Origin of the sequence: Streptomyces sp. NPDC050161, assembly GCF_044460025.1 — a bacterium.
Lineage (GTDB): Bacteria > Actinomycetota > Actinomycetes > Streptomycetales > Streptomycetaceae > Streptomyces.
Window position 1 is genome coordinate 304197 of record NZ_JBITJM010000005.1, and the last position, 17671, is coordinate 321867.

General features: G+C 73.4%; 17 protein-coding genes. 5 read left to right on the plus strand and 12 right to left on the minus strand.

Annotated elements, in window-relative coordinates; all coding sequences use genetic code 11:
- Positions 1-29 precede the first annotated feature (29 nt).
- Positions 30-803, plus strand: a complete 774-nt coding sequence (locus ACIBK8_RS11320; RefSeq protein WP_399041494.1) for an SDR family NAD(P)-dependent oxidoreductase — start codon at positions 30-32, stop codon at positions 801-803.
- A gap of 237 nt (positions 804-1040) precedes the next feature.
- On the opposite strand, the gene ACIBK8_RS11325 is transcribed toward ACIBK8_RS11320, so the two are convergent.
- Positions 1041-2939 (minus strand): DUF2264 domain-containing protein, encoded by a 1899-nt coding sequence (locus ACIBK8_RS11325; protein ID WP_399041496.1) that lies wholly within the window; start codon positions 2937-2939, stop codon positions 1041-1043.
- A 163-nt stretch (positions 2940-3102) separates the two neighbouring features.
- Here ACIBK8_RS11325 and ACIBK8_RS11330 point away from each other — a divergent pair, with 163 nt between their 5' ends.
- Entirely contained in the window at positions 3103-4161 is a 1059-nt protein-coding gene (locus tag ACIBK8_RS11330; protein ID WP_399041497.1) for a hydroxyacid dehydrogenase, read from the plus strand.
- Between the two features lie 82 nt (positions 4162-4243).
- On the opposite strand, the gene groL is transcribed toward ACIBK8_RS11330, so the two are convergent.
- Both groL and groES read right to left on the minus strand, forming a co-directional pair.
- On the minus strand, positions 4244-5872 hold the full coding sequence (gene groL, locus ACIBK8_RS11335) for a chaperonin GroEL (RefSeq protein ID WP_393683559.1): 1629 nt from the start codon (positions 5870-5872) through the stop codon (positions 4244-4246).
- A gap of 100 nt (positions 5873-5972) precedes the next feature.
- Positions 5973-6281, minus strand: a complete 309-nt coding sequence (gene groES / locus ACIBK8_RS11340; protein WP_227050159.1) for a co-chaperone GroES — start codon at positions 6279-6281, stop codon at positions 5973-5975.
- Positions 6282-6697: 416 nt separating this feature from the next.
- On the opposite strand from groES, the gene ACIBK8_RS11345 reads away from it, so the two are divergent.
- Entirely contained in the window at positions 6698-8125 is a 1428-nt protein-coding gene (locus ACIBK8_RS11345) for an FtsW/RodA/SpoVE family cell cycle protein (protein WP_399041665.1), read from the plus strand.
- A gap of 41 nt (positions 8126-8166) precedes the next feature.
- Here ACIBK8_RS11345 and ACIBK8_RS11350 read toward each other — a convergent pair whose 3' ends face one another.
- The gene (locus tag ACIBK8_RS11350; RefSeq protein ID WP_399041499.1) at positions 8167-9123 is read right to left on the minus strand and encodes a polysaccharide deacetylase family protein; all 957 of its coding nucleotides are present in this window, start codon (positions 9121-9123) and stop codon (positions 8167-8169) included.
- Between the two features lie 146 nt (positions 9124-9269).
- On the opposite strand from ACIBK8_RS11350, the gene ACIBK8_RS11355 reads away from it, so the two are divergent.
- Positions 9270-10460 carry an SAM-dependent methyltransferase gene (locus ACIBK8_RS11355; protein ID WP_399041500.1) on the plus strand — a complete coding sequence of 397 codons (1191 nt, stop codon included), beginning with the start codon at positions 9270-9272 and terminating at the stop codon, positions 10458-10460.
- Here ACIBK8_RS11355 and ACIBK8_RS11360 read toward each other — a convergent pair.
- The 4 genes from ACIBK8_RS11360 to tsaB form a co-directional block, all read right to left on the minus strand.
- Positions 10453-10818, minus strand: coding sequence for a hypothetical protein (locus ACIBK8_RS11360; RefSeq protein WP_399041501.1), 366 nt, complete (start codon positions 10816-10818; stop codon positions 10453-10455). The two genes, ACIBK8_RS11355 and ACIBK8_RS11360, sit on opposite strands and share 8 nt — an antisense overlap.
- 73 nt (positions 10819-10891) lie before the next feature.
- Positions 10892-12022, minus strand: a complete 1131-nt coding sequence (tsaD, locus tag ACIBK8_RS11365; RefSeq protein ID WP_399041502.1) for a tRNA (adenosine(37)-N6)-threonylcarbamoyltransferase complex transferase subunit TsaD — start codon at positions 12020-12022, stop codon at positions 10892-10894.
- Positions 12023-12028: 6 nt separating this feature from the next.
- On the minus strand, positions 12029-12544 hold the full coding sequence (gene rimI, locus ACIBK8_RS11370) for a ribosomal protein S18-alanine N-acetyltransferase (protein WP_399041666.1): 516 nt from the start codon (positions 12542-12544) through the stop codon (positions 12029-12031).
- Between the two features lie 62 nt (positions 12545-12606).
- On the minus strand, positions 12607-13266 hold the full coding sequence (gene tsaB, locus ACIBK8_RS11375) for a tRNA (adenosine(37)-N6)-threonylcarbamoyltransferase complex dimerization subunit type 1 TsaB (RefSeq protein ID WP_399041503.1): 660 nt from the start codon (positions 13264-13266) through the stop codon (positions 12607-12609).
- Positions 13267-13395: 129 nt separating this feature from the next.
- On the opposite strand from tsaB, the gene ACIBK8_RS11380 reads away from it, so the two are divergent.
- Positions 13396-13971 carry a hypothetical protein gene (locus tag ACIBK8_RS11380; RefSeq protein ID WP_399041504.1) on the plus strand — a complete coding sequence of 192 codons (576 nt, stop codon included), beginning with the start codon at positions 13396-13398 and terminating at the stop codon, positions 13969-13971.
- 81 nt (positions 13972-14052) lie between these two features.
- On the opposite strand, the gene ACIBK8_RS11385 is transcribed toward ACIBK8_RS11380, so the two are convergent.
- The 4 genes from ACIBK8_RS11385 to alr all read right to left on the minus strand — a co-directional run bounded on the left by ACIBK8_RS11385 (position 14053) and on the right by alr (position 17639).
- A complete protein-coding gene (locus ACIBK8_RS11385; protein ID WP_399041506.1) occupies positions 14053-14310 on the minus strand; it encodes a hypothetical protein in 258 nt (85 codons plus the stop codon).
- A 203-nt stretch (positions 14311-14513) separates the two neighbouring features.
- Complete coding sequence (tsaE, locus tag ACIBK8_RS11390) at positions 14514-15050, minus strand: tRNA (adenosine(37)-N6)-threonylcarbamoyltransferase complex ATPase subunit type 1 TsaE (RefSeq protein WP_399041507.1); 537 nt, start codon at positions 15048-15050, stop codon at positions 14514-14516.
- Positions 15051-15126: 76 nt separating this feature from the next.
- A complete protein-coding gene (locus ACIBK8_RS11395) occupies positions 15127-16449 on the minus strand; it encodes an alpha/beta fold hydrolase (RefSeq protein ID WP_399041508.1) in 1323 nt (440 codons plus the stop codon).
- Positions 16446-17639, minus strand: a complete 1194-nt coding sequence (gene alr / locus ACIBK8_RS11400) for an alanine racemase (protein WP_399041509.1) — start codon at positions 17637-17639, stop codon at positions 16446-16448. Before alr ends, ACIBK8_RS11395 begins: the two co-directional genes overlap by 4 nt.
- Positions 17640-17671 lie beyond the last annotated feature (32 nt).

The window sequence follows — 17671 nt, forward strand, 5'->3', positions numbered from 1 at the left end:
GTCAGGCCCGCGGCGGATAGCGTGCCCGTATGACGACTGCATTGATCACGGGAGCGACCGCGGGCATCGGGGCGGCGTTCGCCCGGCGGCTCGCGGGCAACGGCCACAACCTCGTCCTGGTGGCGCGCGACGAGAAGCGGCTGCACGAGCAGGCGACCGAGCTGCACGACCTGCACGGCATCGAGGCGAAGGTGCTCAGCGCCGATCTGGCCACCGAGGAAGGCATCGCCGCCGTCGAGGCCCGGCTGGACGACCGTCAGCACCCGGTGGACCTGCTGGTCAACAACGCGGGCTTCGGCAACAAGGGCGAGTACCTGGAAGTGCCGATGGCCGACGAGCTGACGATGCTGAAGGTGCACTGCGAGGCGGTGCTGCGGCTGACCACCGCCGCGGTGCGCGGCATGCGCGACCGGCGGCGCGGCGCGGTCGTCAACGTCGCCTCGGTCGCGGCGTTCGTGCCGCGCGGGACGTACGGGGCGAGCAAGGCGTGGGTCGTGCAGTTCACGCAGGGCGCGGCGCGCGATCTGGCCGGGAGCGGGGTGCGTCTGATGGCGCTGTGCCCGGGGTTCGTACGGACCGAGTTCCACCAGCGGGCGGGGATGGGCACGGACAACATCCCCGGCTGGCTGTGGCTGGACGCGGACAAGCTGGTGGACGCGGCGATGAAGGACCTCACCCGCGGCAAGTCGCTGTCCATCCCCGACCCGCGGTACAAGGCGCTGATGGGTGCGGTGAAGCTGGCGCCGCGCGGGCTGCTGGGCGGCGTCACGTCGCGTACGGGGCGGAAGTACGGGCCCCGTTAGGGCAGTTGGGGGCGGCGGGGGGGGGGGCCGACCCCCCCCCCCCCCCCCCCCCGGAGGGGGGGGGGGACCGGCAAGAGGGGAACCACCCCGCCCCCCACGTACCGTGGCCCCGGCCGGGGGGGGCCGGCGGGGGGGGGGGGGGGGGGGGGGGGGGGGGGGGGGGGGCGGGGGGGGCCCCGGTTGGGGGGGGGGGGGGGGGGGGGGGGGCCCCCCCCCCCCCCCCCCCGCCGCCATCGCTCAGCTGGTGGGGAACGGCATCTCGGTGACCTCCCCGTCCGCCCAGGTCACGTGCAGCAGGCCGGGGGTGACGCGGACGGTGGCCAGGGTGTCGGCGGGTGCCGGGTCGGGGACGTCCGTCAGGGAGGCCAGGGCGAGGAAGAGGGTGCCCTGGGGGTCGTCGGTGACGGTGCCTTCCAGGACGGTGGTGCGGGCGGCGGGGCCGATGAGGGTGCTGCCCGCGGGGATCTCCCGGGGCGGTCCTTCGTAGCCGCGGACGGGGTGGAGCTGGGCGGCCGGGCCTTCGGCGGTGACGGCCCAGCCGGTCTGGCAGACCCGGGTGCCGGGCGCGGCGCCGGTCACCAGATGGGCGCGGAGTTCGGCGCGGTCGTGCACGAGGGTGGCGGAGTGGATCCGGACGCCGGGCAGCGGTTCGCCGTCGGCTCCGTGCGGGGTGTGCGCGGAGGCGGCCCAGCCGGGTCCTTGCCCTGACGGGGTCACCGGGCCGCGCTGGGTGGGCAGGCCGTCGGCGAGCAGCGCGAAGTGGTTGTCGGTGAGCTGCGCCGGGTCGCCGCCTGACGTGCCGTCGAGGTCCGTGCCGTCGGTGGATCCGGGGTGCGCGGGGCCGGTGCGGGTGGAGTAGGCGAAGCGCGCGTAGTACGGGGCGAAGCTGGGGTGCAGGGCGCTGCTGCCGTGGTTGTGCAGACGCACCAGGCCGTCCGCCGCGGTGGAGTGGACGAGCAGGCCGGTCGGGCCGAGCGGCAGTGCGACGTCGGAGGTCTCGGCGGGCAGCGCCTCCTCGGGCGCGGTCCAGGCCGGGTGGTCGGACGGCAGCAGCAGGCCGACGAAGCCCTTGGACGCCCAGTACGGCGATGCGGGGCCCGAGTACATCTGGATGAGCGGCGGGTACGGGCCGTACCAGCCGAGCGGCAGCAGCCCTTCGTCGCCGACGGCGCCCCGGTCGACGAAGTGGCGCAGCGCTCCGGAGGCGAGGCGGCGGGTGGTGCCGGGGGTGAGGGGCGTGTGGCCGGTGAGCGCGCCGATCCAGGGGGCGGCGGTCGCGGCGAACCGGTAGGTGAGGGAGCGTCCGAAGGGCAGGGGCGCGCCGTTGGCGTCGAAGAGGCGGGCGGCGTGCGCGAGATGGTCGTGCAGCCGCGCGCCGTGCGAGGCGAGCAGGGCGCGGTCGCCGGCGAGGTGGGCGTGCAGCATGGGGTAGAAGTGCAGGGCCCAGCCGTTGTAGTGGTCGAAGGAGCGGTTGGGGCCGTCGCTGTACCAGCCGTCGCCGACGTACCACTCGTCGATCCTGGCCAGTGCCCGGTCGATGGCGGTGCGGGAGCGGTCGGTCTCGATGCCGGCATCGGCCAGGAAGCCGCCGACGGTCAGGCCGAAGAGCCACCAGTTGTTGTCCATCGGCGAGGGGCCGAGCGCGGGCCGCAGCCAGTCGGCGACCCGCTCGCGCACCTTCTCGTCGAGCCCGTCCCACAGCCAGCGGCGGGTCAGCCGAAGCCCCAGGGCGATGGAGGCGGCCTCGACGTGGGCCTGGTTCACGGCGTCGAGGCTCGGCCAGGATTCGGGGTGCTCGTCCGTCAACTGCCCGTCGGGGACCGGGGATTCGGTGCCGGCGGCCAGGCCCTGTGCGTAGCGGTCGAGGAAGCCGTGCGGATCGTCGCCGTTCGCGCCTGCCACCCGCAGGGCGGCGAGCAGGAAGGTGCGGGCGAACCCTTCGAGCCCGTCCGAGCGGGTGCCGGAGAAGCTGGGCCGGCCGCCGGGCAGGAGCAGCAGCCCGTGGCGTGGTGTGGCATGGGCGAGCGCCGCCCGGAGCAGACCGTCGGCGGTCGCTTCCCAGTGGGCGCGGGTCCAGCCGGTGTACGGGCTGAGCCCGCGGTCATCGGCGGGTAGCGGGAAGGGCAGCGAAGCCATGGCGACCTCTCTCACGAACGGGGTGGGGGGCGCACGCCGGAGCGCGGGCCGGTGCTTGACTCCTTCCCCGTACGAACGAAGGATCATGCCGTCAAGTGCCCGCGAAGGGGCCCGCGTTCGCGCGGACCGCGCCGCCGGGCCACCGTGAAGGAGCGTCCCTGCCATGTCTCCCACCCCCGGCCACGGCCCGGGTCAGGCGGCCACGCCCGGCACCCGGCCCGCGCTGCTGCTGTCCATGGGCCCCGGCATGGCCGAACGGCTGCTGGCACCCCGTCACCACACTCGGCTGGCGGCGCTCGCCCGTACCGATCCCCGGCTCGTCGCGCACGATCTGACCGCTCCCGGGCCCGCGGTCGCCGCCGCGCTGGCCACCGCCGAGGTGCTGCTGACCTGCTGGGACGCGCCGCCGCTGACCAGGCGGGTACTGGAGCGCGCGCCCCGGCTGCGGGCCGTCGTGCACGCCGCGGGTTCCGTCAAGGAGCACATCACACCGGCCTGTTGGGAGCGCGGCATCGCCGTCTCGTCGGCGGCCGGGGCCAACGCGCTGCCGGTCGCGGAGTACACCCTCGCCGCGATCCTCCTCGCCAACAAGCGGGTGCTGCACGCGGCGCGGCGCTACCGGAGCCTGCGCACCGCGCACGACTGGCACCGCGAGCTGGCCGCCGCAGGCAACTACCGCCGCACCGTCGGCGTCATCGGCGCCTCCCGCACGGGACGCCGGGTCATCGAGCTGCTGCGCCCGTTCGACCTGCGGGTTCTGCTGCACGATCCGTACGTGGACGCGGCGGACGCGGAGCGGCTCGGGGCCCGCGCGGTGCCGCTCGACGAGCTGTGCGCGGCCAGCGGCGTCGTCTCCGTGCACGCGCCCGCGCTGCCCGCCACCCGGCATCTGCTCGGCGCCGCGCAACTCGCCCTGCTGCCGGACGGCGCGACGCTGGTCAACACCGCGCGCGGCTCCCTCGTCGACGAGGACGCGCTCGTCGCCGAGCTGCGCGGCGGCCGGATCAGCGCGGTCCTGGACGTCACCGAACCCGAACTCCCGCACCCCGCATCGCCGTTGTACGACCTGCCGAACGTGCTGCTGACCCCGCACGTCGCCGGGTCGCTCGGCGGTGAACTGCACCGGCTGGCCGACCACGCGCTGGACGAGCTGGAGCGCTACACCAGGGGACTGCCGTTCGCCGACCCCGTACGGGCGGCGGATCTCGGCCATTCCGCCTGAGCCGGGGGCCGCACACGACGAGGCCCGGCCCCCGCGAAGGGGACCGGGCCTCGGTCAGGCACTACCGGATCGGCGCTGCCGACTAGTGGGAGTGACCGTGGCCGTGGCTGTGACCGGCCTCGGCCTCTTCCTCCGCGGGCTTCTCGACGACCAGGGTCTCGGTCGTGAGCAGCAGCGAAGCGATCGAAGCGGCGTTCTCCAGCGCGGAGCGGGTGACCTTCACCGGGTCGATGACGCCGGCCTTGACCAGGTCGCCGTACTCGCCGGTGGCGGCGTTGAAGCCCTGGCCCTTGTCCTGCTCGGCGACCTTCGCGGTGATGACGTAGCCCTCGAGGCCCGCGTTCTCCGCGATCCAGCGCAGCGGCTCGACGACGGCGCGACGGACGACGGCGACACCGGTGGCCTCGTCGCCCTCCTTGCCGAGGGAGTCGTCCAGCACCTTGGCGGCGTGCACCAGGGCGGAGCCACCACCGGAGACGATGCCCTCCTCGACCGCGGCGCGGGTCGCGGAGATGGCGTCCTCCAGACGGTGCTTCTTCTCCTTGAGCTCGACCTCGGTGGCCGCACCCACGCGGATGACGCAGACGCCACCGGCGAGCTTGGCGAGGCGCTCCTGGAGCTTCTCGCGGTCCCAGTCCGAGTCGGTGGACTCGATCTCGGCCTTGATCTGGTTGACGCGGCCCGCGACGTCGTCGGAGTTGCCGCCACCGTCGACGATGGTGGTGTCGTCCTTGGTGACGGTCACGCGACGGGCGGTGCCCAGCACGTCGAGACCGGCCTGGTCGAGCTTGAGGCCGACCTCTTCGGCGATGACGGTGGCACCGGTGAGGGTGGCCATGTCGCCGAGCATCGCCTTGCGGCGGTCGCCGAAGCCCGGGGCCTTGACGGCCACGGCGTTGAAGGTGCCGCGGATCTTGTTGACGACGAGGGTGGAGAGCGCCTCGCCCTCGACGTCCTCGGCGATGATCAGCAGCGGCTTGGACGAGCCGGCCTGGATGACCTTCTCCAGCAGCGGCAGCAGGTCCTGGATCGAGCCGATCTTGCCCTGGTGGATCAGGATGTACGGGTCCTCAAGGACGGCCTCCATACGCTCCTGGTCGGTGACCATGTAGGGCGAGAGGTAACCCTTGTCGAAGGCCATGCCCTCGGTGAAGTCCAGCTCCAGACCGAAGGTGTTGGACTCCTCGACGGTGATGACACCGTCCTTGCCGACCTTGTCCATCGCCTCGGCGATCAGCTCGCCGACCTGCTTGTCCTGGGCGGACAGACCGGCGACGGCCGCGATGTCGGCCTTGTCCTCGATCGGGCTTGCGGTCGCGAGAAGGTCGTCGGACACGGCCTTGACCGCGGCGTCGATGCCCTTCTTCAGCGCGGCGGGGGAGGCGCCAGCGGCGACGTTGCGCAGGCCCTCGCGGACCAGCGCCTGGGCCAGCACGGTGGCGGTGGTGGTGCCGTCACCCGCGATGTCGTTGGTCTTGGTCGCCACCTCCTTCACGAGCTGGGCGCCCAGGTTCTCGTAGGGGTCGTCGACCTCCACCTCACGGGCGATGGTGACGCCGTCGTTGGTGATGGTCGGCGCGCCGAACTTCTTGTCGATGACGACGTTGCGGCCCTTGGGGCCGATCGTCACCTTCACCGTGTCGGCAAGCTTGTTGACGCCGCGCTCGAGGGCGCGACGGGCGTCCTCGTCGAACTTCAGAATCTTCGCCATGAGTTACGTGTCCTTAGTCGTACTCTCAACGAACTGCGCCCCTGCCCCGGTTGTTTAGACACGGGAACCAGGGGCGCAGATCACAGCAATGCTGGGTGACTTACTTCTCGACGATCGCGAGAACGTCGCGAGCCGAGAGGACGAGGTAGTCCTCGTTGTTGTACTTCACCTCGGTGCCGCCGTACTTGCTGTAGAGCACGACGTCGCCGACGGAAACGTCGAGCGGAAGACGGTTGCCGTCCTCGAAGCGGCCCGGACCGACGGCCAGGACGACGCCCTCCTGGGGCTTCTCCTTGGCAGTGTCCGGAATGACCAGGCCAGAGGCCGTGGTCTGCTCGGCGTCGAGCGGCTGGACCACAATGCGGTCCTCGAGCGGCTTGATGGCAACCTTGGTGCTGGCGGTCGTCACGATCCGACCTCCCCCTTCGGAGATCTCACGGGGTTAACTGTCTGAGGTGGCGACCAGGAGGATCCGTCGTCGCGGGTGCCGGACCAGCCCATCGCCGTGTTTAGCACTCCCCTGCGGAGAGTGCCAACGCCGACACTATGACGCAGTTAGCACTCGGTCAAGCGGAGTGCCAGTCGAGCCTTTGCGCGGGTCGCCGCCCACCAGGCGGTTCCGGTGCCGAACCGGACACACCTGGACCGGACACCGCAACCCTGCCCAGGTCCGTCTCGTCTACCTCTTCGACTGCCGAGCCGACAGCCAGGCCCGTCCCGTCCGGGGACCGCGGCTCCGACGAACCATGGCGGAGGAAACAGGTGCGAGAACCCACGAGTGTGCCCCGGGCGACGGGCGGAGAGGAGAACGAGGCCGAGCGCACCATGACCTTCGCCGCGCTCGCCCAGGCACCCGACCGCCGCAGGACGGAGGCCGGGCTGCTCGCGTTCGCCGTGGCGATCACCGTCTTCGGCTATGCGTACGCCGGTCTGTCGATCAAGGGGGAACTGCCCGACGGGCTGGCCGGCTTCGCCGCCGCCATGATCGGCGTCGCCCTGGTGCCGCACCTGGTCGTACGGCGCTTCGCGGCCCGCGCCGACCCGCTGATCCTGCCGCTGGCCACCCTGCTGACCGGCCTCGGCCTGGTCCTGCTGCACCGTCTCGACCTCACCTACGAGGCCAGGCCCTCGCTGCACATGCAGCCGGCGGGCAGCGGCCAGCTGGTGTGGACCCTGATAGGGACGGCGGTCTGCGTCGGCATCCTGATAGTGCTGCGCGATCACCGCTTCCTCCAGCGCTACGTCTACCTGACGATGGCCGTCGGACTCGTGCTGCTGATGGCGCCGGCCTTCTTCGGCGCCGACCAGTTCGGCGCCAAGCGCTGGATCCTGCTCGGGCCGCTGTCGCTCCAGCCGGGCGAGTTCGTGAAGCTGATGATCGCGGTGTTCTTCGCGGGCTATCTGACGGTCAACCGCGACGCGCTCGCCCTGACCGGACGCCGGGTGATGGGTGTCCAGCTGCCGCCCGGCAGGCAGCTCGGGCCGATCTTCACGATCTGGGTCGTCAGCCTGCTGGTGCTGGTCTTCGAACGGGACCTGGGCACCTCGCTGATCTTCTTCGGCGTCTTCGTGATCATGCTGTACATGGCCACCCAGCGGACCGGCTGGGTGGTGTGCGGCCTGCTGATGGCCGTCGTCGGCGCCGCCGTCGTCGGCTCGGCCGAACCGCACGTCAAGGGCCGTGTGATGGCCTGGCTGCACCCCATGGACATCTTCCTCCCCGAGGGCAAGCGACCGCCGGGGCTGATCTCCGACCAGTCGGCGCAGGCGCTGTTCAGCTTCGGCAGCGGCGGCATCGGCGGCAGCGGCCTGGGCCAGGGGCACCCGGAGCTGATCGGCTTCGCGGGCAACAGCGACTTCATCCTCACCACCGTCGGCGAGGAACTGGGCCTGGCCGGGGTGATGGTCGTCCTGCTGCTCTACACGCTGCTCGCCCAGCGCGGGATGCGGGTGGGTCTGACCGCCCGCGACCCCTTCGGCAAACTGCTCGCCGTCGGCCTCTCCGGCGCGCTGCTGCTCCAGGTCTTCGTCGTCTGCGGCGGCGTCACCGGGCTGATCCCGCTCACCGGCAAGGCCCTGCCGTTCCTCGCCAAGGGCGGCTCGTCGCTGGTCGCGAACTGGGTGATGGTGGCGCTGCTGATCCGGATCAGCGACAGCGCGCAGAAGCGCCGCGAACCGGTGGGCGCCTTCGCCCGGGGCTCACGGCGCCGCGGCAGGGGGCGGCGCGCGGCGGGTCCGCCGGGCGACGAGTAACGGCCTGGGGGCGGCCCGCGCCGGCCGCCCCCGCGCCGGGGCTACATGTAGTCCTCAAGACGCGCCACCGCGTACCCCTGCCGGGTCGCCGTGTTCAGCACCTCGCGGACCAGGTCGGGCATGGTCGCCGACCAGTCCTCGCGGCCCCGGAAGTGGCTCAGGATGATGTCGCCCGGGTGGAGTTTCCGGTCGTCGCCGCTGTAGTCGAAGTGGTCGGGGAACGCCTCCGTGGCCCACAGCGGGAACGCCTGCACGCCGCAGGAGGCCGCGGCCTTGAGGGTGTCGAGCGTGAAGTCGCCGTACGGCGGGCGGAACAGCCGGGGCGTGTGGCCGAGTTCGCGGGTGAGGTTGTCCTGCTGGCCGCAGATCTCGGTGCGCTGGTCATCGGCGCTCAGGCCGGGCAGGTAGCGGTGGTGCAGCGTGTGGTTGTGCACGCCGTTGCCCAGCTGCTGCGCCGTGCGGAAGTAGGCGTAGCCGGCCCCGTCCTTGGCGAGGTAGTCGCTGAGGAACGCGCTGTAGGGGACCTTCAGCTCGTCCATCATCCGGAGGAAGTCCGGATCCTTCTCGTAGCCGTCGTCGAGGGTGAGGAAGACGACCTTCTGGTCGGTGGGCACCCGGGAGACGGCCTGCGGCAGTTCCTTGCCGCCGCCCTGTGAGAACCACGGCTCGGTGGTCAGCTCCGGTTTGACGGCCGGCGGTTCGGGGGGCTCCAGCGGCACCGCGTCCAGCCCCCAGCGTTTGGCCGCCGCCACCTTGCGGGCCTGTGCCCGCTCCGCGTGCCGCGCTTGGGTCAGCAGCGCGCGGGCCTCCGGGGCCAGGGCGGCCCGGCGTGCGGCGGGTTCGTTGTCCTGCTGGTCACCGGAGCGCTCCGTGCCGCAGCCGGCGGCCAGCAGTCCGAGGACGCTCAGCGCCGCCAGGCCGCGCGCCCCGCGGGATGCCGTCCCGCTCCGGGCGGGTCTGTGCCCGCTTTTGTGCTGGAAAAATCTGACAAGATGCATAACGCCGGATACTGGCAGCGCCGCCCGCCGCCACGCCGCCCGCCACGCGGCAAGGTCCACCGACCGGCCCACCGCCCCCGGAGCCGGGACGGCACCCCCACCGGGCCGTGACACCGGCCCCCGCACCGGCACGCGATGATGGGCGGGTGACCGACCTCGACTCCTTCTCCGCGCTGCTCACCCCCGAGGGACAGGCGCTGCTGGCCGCACTGCACGACCACGACCCGGCCGACGAACTGGCCACCGCGACCCGGCTGCGCCGCGACCACCCCGCGGACCTGGTGTCCGCCGCCCTGGGGCAGGCCCGGCTGCGGCAGCGCGCCGCCGCCAAGTTCGGGGCGGACGCGAGCCGGATGTACTTCACGCAGAACGGCGTCGAGCAGTCCACCCGCGCCACCGTCGCCGCCCACCGCGCCGCCCGCCTCGCCGCGCTGGGCGTGCGCACACTGGCCGACCTGTGCTCCGGGATCGGCGGCGACGCCATCGCACTGGCGCGGGCCGGGATCCGCGTGCTGGCCGTCGACCGCGACCCGCTGGCCTGCGCGGCGGCCCGCGCCAACGCCGACGCGCTGGGCCTCGCCGAGCTGATCGAGGTGCGCTGCGCGGACGTCACGGAGGTGGAAACCGCCGGGTACGACGCGGTGTTCGTCGACCCGGCGCGGCGTCAAAAGGTGCGGGGCGGCCGGATCTTCGACCCCGAGGCGTACTCGCCGCCGCTGTCCTGGGCCGTCGCGGCGGCCCGTACCGCCCCGTTCGCCGCGCTGAAGATCGCGCCGGGGGTGCCGCACGACGCGCTGCCCGATGACGCCGAGACGGAGTGGATCTCCGACGGGGGCGACGTGAAGGAGGCGGTGGTGTGGTTCGGCACGGAGCCGGGCGCCCGCCGCGCCACGCTGCTGCCGGCCGGCCACTCGCTGCTCGGCGCCGGTCTGCCCGACCCGGAGCCAGGACCCGTGGGCCGCTACCTGTACGAGCCGGACGGCGCCGTGATCCGCGCCCACCTCGTCGCGGACGTCGCCCGGCAGGTCGACGGCCGGCTGATCGACCCGACCATCGCGTACGTCACCGCCGACGCGCTGCGCCCGACCTCGTACGCGACCGCCTACGAGATCACCGACGTCCTGCCGTTCCACGTCAAGCGGCTCAGGGCGCTGCTGCGGGAGCGCGGCGTGGGCATCGCGGTGATCAAGAAGCGGGGCTCCGCGGTCGAGCCGGAGGAGCTGCGCAAGAAGCTGAAGCTGCCCGGCGGCGGCAACTCCGCCACGATCTTCCTGACCCGGGTCGCCGGGGCACCGTCGATGCTGCTCGGCCGGCCGGCCGGGGACGCGGTCACGTGAGGTCGGTGAGGTCCTCGGCGTAGATCCGGGCGAGCGGCTGCGGGCCGACGTACTGCTGGCAGGTGCACTGGCCCGCTTCGTACCTGACCGGCTTGCGGTCGGCGTCCCAGGCGATCGGCACCTCCACCACCTCGTGGCACTTGCCCTGCTTGTCGTGCTTGGCGAGGTGGTGGGTGCAGCCGCACACCGGCTTGGGCGGCTCCTGGGCTGCGGCCAGTTCCTGGCGCTCCTGACGCACCGTCTCCAGGCGCTCCATCTTGCGCTCGTGGCGGGTGCGCAGCGCCGTACGGGCGGCGTCGGCGACCTTCGCGAAGCCGCCCGCCATGAAGAAGATGAACACCCACCAGAACCAGTCCACAGTTCGTCCCCTCCCGCTCCCCGCCCCTGTGCTGCCGTTGCCAGGGTATGACGTCCCCGCTGCCGGCGGTCCGTCAGGAGTAGAGGTTGTCCTTGCTGATCTCGTGGACGTGATCGTGGTCGTGGGAGTGACCGTGGGTGTGCGGGCCGTCCTCGCCGGGGACGTGCGGTTCGGTCACCGGGAGGGACGAGTCGGCGGACAGGTCCCAGTCCGATGCCGCGCGGTTGCGGGCCACCATCTCGGCGCCCAGGGCGGCGACCATCGCGCCGTTGTCGGTGCACAGCTTCGGCCGCGGCACCCGCAGGGTGATGCCCGCGTCCTCGCAGCGGCGCGCGGCCATCGCCCGCAGCCGGGAGTTGGCCGCGACCCCGCCGCCGATCATCAGGTGGTCGACGCCGTTGTCCTTGCAGGCGCGTACGGCCTTGCGGGTCAGTACGTCCACCACGGCTTCCTGGAAGGACGCCGAGACGTCCGCGACCGGGACCTGCTCGCCGGCCGCCCGCTTGGCCTCGATCCAGCGGGCGACCGCCGTCTTGAGGCCGGAGAAGGAGAAGTCGTAGAGCGGGTCGCGGGGTCCGGTCAGCCCGCGCGGGAAGCGGATCGCCTCGGGGTCGCCCTCGCGTGCGTAGCGGTCGATGACCGGGCCGCCCGGGAAGCCGAGGTTCAGCACCCGCGCCACCTTGTCGAACGCCTCGCCCGCCGCGTCATCGATGGTCGCGCCCAGCGGCCTGACGTCGGCGGTGATGTCGGGCGCCAGCAGGAGGGACGAGTGGCCGCCGCTGACCAGCAGCGCCATCGTCGGCTCCGGCAGCGCGCCGTGCTCCAGCTGGTCGACGCAGATGTGCGAGGCGAGGTGGTTGACGCCGTAGAGCGGCTTGCCGAGCGCGTAGGCGTACGCCTTGGCCGCCGAGACGCCGACCAGCAGCGCGCCGGCCAGCCCCGGGCCCGCGGTGACCGCGATGCCGTCGAGGTCGCTCGCGGTGACCCCGGCGTCCTTCAGGGCGCGCTGGATGGTGGGGACCATCGCCTCCAGGTGGGCGCGGGAGGCGACTTCGGGCACCACGCCGCCGAAGCGGGCGTGCTCGTCGACGCTGGAGGCGACGGCGTCGGCGAGCAGGGTGTGCCCGCGGACGATGCCGACACCGGTCTCGTCGCAGGAGGTCTCGATGCCGAGGACCAGCGGTCCGCCGCGTGAGTCAGCCATGATCGTTCAGTTTCCTTGTGACGGGGGGGTGTCGGGGGCGGACGCGGCGCCGGGGCCGGTTTCGGGGTCCTCGGTGTCCGGGTCGGTCGCGGTCCTGCGCATGACCAGGGCGTCGATGTTGCCCGGCTGGTAGTAGCCGCGCCGGAAGCCGATCGGCGCGAAGCCGAAGCGTTCGTAGAGGCGCTGCGCGCGGACGTTGTCGACGCGGACCTCCAGCAGCACCTCGTGGCACTCGAAGGCGGTGGCGGCCGACAGCAGCGCGGTCAGCAGCCGGGCGCCGAGTCCGCTGCCCCACTGGTCGCGTGCGGTGGCGATGGTCTGGATGTCGCCGGTGCCGTCCACGGCGGCGAGACCGCCGTAGCCGACCAGCCGGCCGCCGGCCTCGGCGACCAGGTAGCGGCGGTTGGCTCCGGCGCCGCGCGCGCGTGCCAGCTCGGACCAGAACATCCCGGCCGACCAGGCGTCCTCGGGGAACAGCTCGTGTTCCAGCGCGAGCACCGCGTCCAGGTCCCACCAGCGCATCTCGCGCAGCACCGGGGCGTTCGCTGCGGGTGCGCCGGCCGGCGCTCCGGAGGCGGTGCGGGTCACTGGGGGGTGACCACCTTGTAGTTGGCCGGCACCTGGGCGTCGGGGCGGCGCAGGTAGAGCGGCCGGTCCGGCAGGAACTCCGCGCCCGCCGCCAGCTTCTCGGCCGCCAGCGCGGCGAGCGCGGCGGCGGACTGGTGCTCGGGCCCCTCGCGCCGTACGCCGGTGAACACCGTGTCGTAGAGCAGCGCGCCGGCGCCGACGGCCGGGACGCCGGCCATCTGCTCGGCGAGGTCGGCCGGGCGGTCCACTGCGGGTTCGGTCAGCCGGGTTCTGGCGTCGGCGTAGCGGGCCCAGTAGACCTCCTTGCGGCGGGCGTCGGTCGCCACCACGAAGGGCTCGTCGAGGCCGGCGGCGTAGGCGAGGCCGTCCAGCGAGCACAGGCCGTGCACGGGGATGTCCAGCGCGGCGCCGAAGGTCGCGGCGGTGACCAGGCCGACCCGCAGGCCGGTGTAGGGGCCGGGGCCGACGCCGACCACGAGGCCGGTGACCGCGTCGAGCTTCGTGCCGGCCTCGGCCAGTACCCGGTCGACGGCGGGCAGCAGCAGCTCGCCGTGGCGTCGGGCGTCCACCTGGCGGGACTCGGCGATGACCCGGGATCCGTCGTGCAGCGCGACGGTGACGGCGGGGGTGGCGGTGTCAAGAGCTAGCAGCAGCACGCCCTCAAGACTACGGCGCGGCGGGCGGTGCCCGTTCCGGTGCTACGGTCGGCCCGTAGCAGCGGCGTTCGGGCCGCCGGAATCGGGGCTTCCCCGCCGTCGGGGAGTGTACGGAAAGGTGGCACAGCGGTGCCCGCTAAGAGCAGCACGATCGTCACCGCTCTCACCGCGGCGGCCCTGGTCGCGGTCGGCGTACTCGGCTACCAGGCGTCGGCGTCCGCGCCTGACGACCTGACGCAGGCCCGCAAGGACGGCGGGCACTCCGCCGCCAAGAAGCCCTCAGGGCAGGACGGGCACGGCAAGAAGGAAACGCATCCGGCACCTGCCGCCGTCCCCGCGGCGTCGGGCAAGGGCCGCCGGGTCGTCTACTCGCTCGGCGACAAGCGGGTCTGGCTGGTCGGCGCGGACGGCAAGGCCACCCGCACGTACAAGGTCGCGCCGAGCAGCGTCAGCCCGCCGATGGGGACGTACGCCGTCACCTCGCGTTCGGTGAGCGTCACGGGCTCGGACGGCATCGCGATCGAGCACGTGGTGCTGTTCACCAGCGTCAACGGCGTGGTGATCGGCTTCAGTGCGGCCGTCGACGGCTCGACGCCTGACCCGGGTGCCTCGCAGAAGACCGGCGGGATCCGGGAGGCGCGCGACGACGGTGCCGCGCTGTGGAAGTTCGGGCTGACCGGCACGAAGGTCGTCGTCGTCGCCTGACGCGCGCGGCGGCGTCACCGGGGTCGCCAGGTCGCTTTCCCGCCACCGGGCCGCCCCTCCCCCGCGTACGCCCCTTTCGGGTTACGCCGCGTCGCGGCGCTCGGTGGACGCGGGGTCCGCGGCGCCGTCCTCCCCCTTCGCCGCACGGGCCGCTCCGGCGGCGCGTGCCTCGTCCGGGGCTTCGGGCGGTGTGGATACGGCGCTGGCCGCGGCGCAGGCGGCGAGCAGCTGGTGCATGGTGGGCGGCTGTTCACGTGCGTCGCGCTCATCGCGCCTGGCCGCCGCGAGGGGGGTGCCCCCGCGCCCGTCAGGCGTGGGTGAGGGCTGGTGGGCAGACATGGACGCCTCCCGGGCTCCTGGGGCAAGCGACAGAACGAGGTCCGAAGTTAGGCAGACCTAACTTCCTCTGCCACCATGTCACCACGCCCGGTGCCGCACGCGCAACATGTTACCGACGGCTTGTCGGAAACTACGGGTGCACGGGACCGGGCCCCGGGCACTCGGGGCCTGGCAAACCAGAGGAAAAGCGGAGGTAGGGCCGGTCAGCCCGCGGTCAGCTCCGGCACACCGGCGTCCGCCCAGCGCGCGCCGATGCCGGTGACGGTCACCTCGCGCACGTCGTCCACGTCGCTCCCCAGGGCCGTGTCCAGGGGGTCGGGGGCGTCCGTACCGACCGCGCGCTCGATCACGACGTGCAGCCGGTCGTCGGACAGCTCCTCGACCTTGCCGTCGCCCCACTCCACGACCACCACCGAATCCGGCAGCGACACATCGAGGTCCAGGTCCTCCATCTCGTCGAGACCGCCGCCGAGGCGGTAGGCGTCGACGTGCACCAGCGCGGGGCCGCCGGACAGCGGGGGGTGCACACGGGCGATGACGAAGGTCGGCGAGGTGACGGCGCCGCGTACGCCCAGGCCCTCGCCCAGGCCGCGGGTCAGCGTCGTCTTGCCCGCGCCCAGCTCTCCGGTGAGCAGCACCAGGTCGCCGGGGCGCAGCAGGGCGGCCAGCCTGCGGCCCAACTCCTGCATCTGGTCGGGGGACTTGACGGTGACGTGGGTCTGGATGGCGGTGGTGCTCATGCCGGAAATGGTACGGGCAGGGCGGGGTGCGGGGTTTACTCCCCAGGTCGTCACCCCGGACGGACGGCCTCGGGTGTCAGGCCCGCGCCGAGCGGGAACGCCGTGGGGCCGCCGCCGCCCGTTCGACGAGGGACACCAGCTGTTCGGTGACCAGCTCGGGCCGCTCCAGCATCACCAGGTGCCCGGCGCCCGACACCCGTACCAGCTCGGCGGCGGGCAGCAGCTCGGCGATGGCCTCGCTGTGGTCGGCGGGGGTGATCAGGTCCTGCTCACCGGCGAGCACCAGCGCGGGCACGGTGTCGTACGCCACCAGCGAGGCGGCCTTGTCGTGCGTCGCGAAGGCCGGGAAGAACTCGGCGACCACGTCGATCGGGGTCGCCTCGATCAGCCGCTCGGCGAAGCGCGCGACCCCCGGGTCGACGTCCTGCGGCGTCCCGAACGAGTAGCGCTTGACGATCCCGGCGAACAGGTCGGCGGTGGCCCGCCGCCCCCGCTCGACCATGTCGCTCTGCGCGCCCAGCACCTTCAGAAGACCCGGTGCGAGCCGGTGGAACGCCTTGACGCCGAGCGACGGCAGCCCGAAGGCGACCTCGCTGAGCTTGCCCGCCGACGTACCGATCAGGGCCACCGCGACCACCCGCTCGGCCACGAACTCCGGGAACTGGTCGGCCAGCGCCATCACCGTCATCCCGCCCATGGAGTGCCCGACCAGCACGATCGGCCCCTCGGGCACCGTCGCGTCCAGGACCGCCTTGAGGTCGCGGCCCAGCAGGTCGATGGTGACCGGCTCGCTGCCGTCGGCCTGCGCCCTGCCGCGGGCCGAGCGGCCGTGGCTGCGCTGGTCCCAGTGCACGGTGCGGACGGCGCCGCGCAGCGCGGCCCGCTGGAAGTGCCAGGAGTCCTGGCTCAGGCAGTAACCATGGCTGAAAACGACCGTGGGGGCGGGCGAGCGGCGCCGCAGTGCCGCGCCGAGCCGCTTGCGGAGCGCGGCCTGCGCCGCCGTCTGCGCCGCGGCGGCGGCGCCGGGCCCACGACCGGCGGCGCCGTCCTTGCCCGCCGCGCCCTTGCCCTTCGCGCCCCGGCCCGGCTTCGCCGCCGGTGCGTCGTCCACCTCGTCGACCTCGTAGGCCAGCTCGGTGCCGTCCTCGGCGTACGCCGTGCCGGGAGTGCCGCGCAGGGTGCCGTACGGGCCCGCGGAGTCCAGCGCCAGCCGGGCCCGGCGGCGCATCCCCCGGCCCACCGTCATCCGCTCGATCGCCACACCGGCCGCCGCGCCCGCGGCGACCACGCCGATCGCCGCGCCCGCGATGCCCGCGTGCCGCCCGGCCTTCGCCCAGTTGCCCGCGGTCTCGGATGCCGCCTCGATCGCCTGCGCCGCCGCGTCGGTGCCCTCGCTCATCCCGTGCCCCCCATGTCCCGGCTGCCGGCCGCCGCGGGTACACCGGCCTCCGGCGCACTGTCCCGATGGACGCGCGGCACCCGGTTTCCGATCCGCGTGACGATTTCGTAGCCGATGGTTCCGGTCGCCTGCGCCCAGTCCTCCGCGGTCGGCTCGCCGCCGTCCCCAGGGCCGAACAGCACCGCGCGGTCCCCCGGCAGGGCGGTGTCCTCGCCCAGATCGACCACGAACTGGTCCATGGCGATCCGTCCGGCGACCCGCCGCCAGGCCCCGGCGACCAGCACCGGGCCGCTGCCCGACGCGTGCCGCGGGATGCCGTCGGCGTAGCCGAGCGGCACCAGCGCGAGGGTGGTCTCACCCGACGTCGTGTAGTGGTGGCCGTACGAGACGCCGTGGCCTTGCGGGACGCGCTTGACCGACGCCAGGGACGCCTCCAGCGTCATCGCGGGCCGCAGCCCGAGATCCCGCGCGGTGCCGATCTCGGGGGCCGGCGAGATGCCGTAGACGCCGATGCCGGTACGCACCAGGTCGAAGTGCGCCTCGGGGAGGGTGAGCAGCGCGGGGGTGTTGGCGATGTGCCGGACCTCGGGGCGCAGCCCGGCGGCTTCGGCGACCGCCAACGCCGCGTGGAAGGCGGTGAGTTGGGCGGCGATGGACGGGTGGCCCGGCTCGTCCGCGCAGGCGAAGTGGGACCAGACGCCGGTCACGGAGATCAGCCCGGCGCTCTCCGCGTCGCGGGCGGCTGCGGTCAGCTCCGGCCAGTCGTCCGGCTGGCAGCCGTTGCGGCCCAGGCCGGTGTCGGCCTTGAGCTGCACCCGGGCTCTGCGGCCCGCGTCCCGGGCCGCCACCGTCACCTCGCGCAGCGCCCACAGCGCGCTGACGGAGACGTCGATGTCCTGCTCGACGGCCGTGCGCCACGGGCCGCCCGGTGTCCACAGCCAGCACAGCAGCCGCCCGGTGTCGCCCGCAGCGCGCAGCGCGAACGCCTCCTCGGGCAGCGCGGTGCCCAGCCAGCTCGCGCCGGCCGCGCGGGCGGCGCGCGCACAGGGCACCGCGCCGTGTCCGTAACCGTCGGCCTTGACCACGGCCATCAGCTCTGCCCCGGGTGCGCGGCCCCGCAGCGCGCGCACATTCGACCGCACGGCGGCGAGGTCGATGGCGGCGCTGGCCCGCATTGCTGTCTCGTTCATCCCCCTCAGTGTCTCAGGCGATGCCCCGCAGA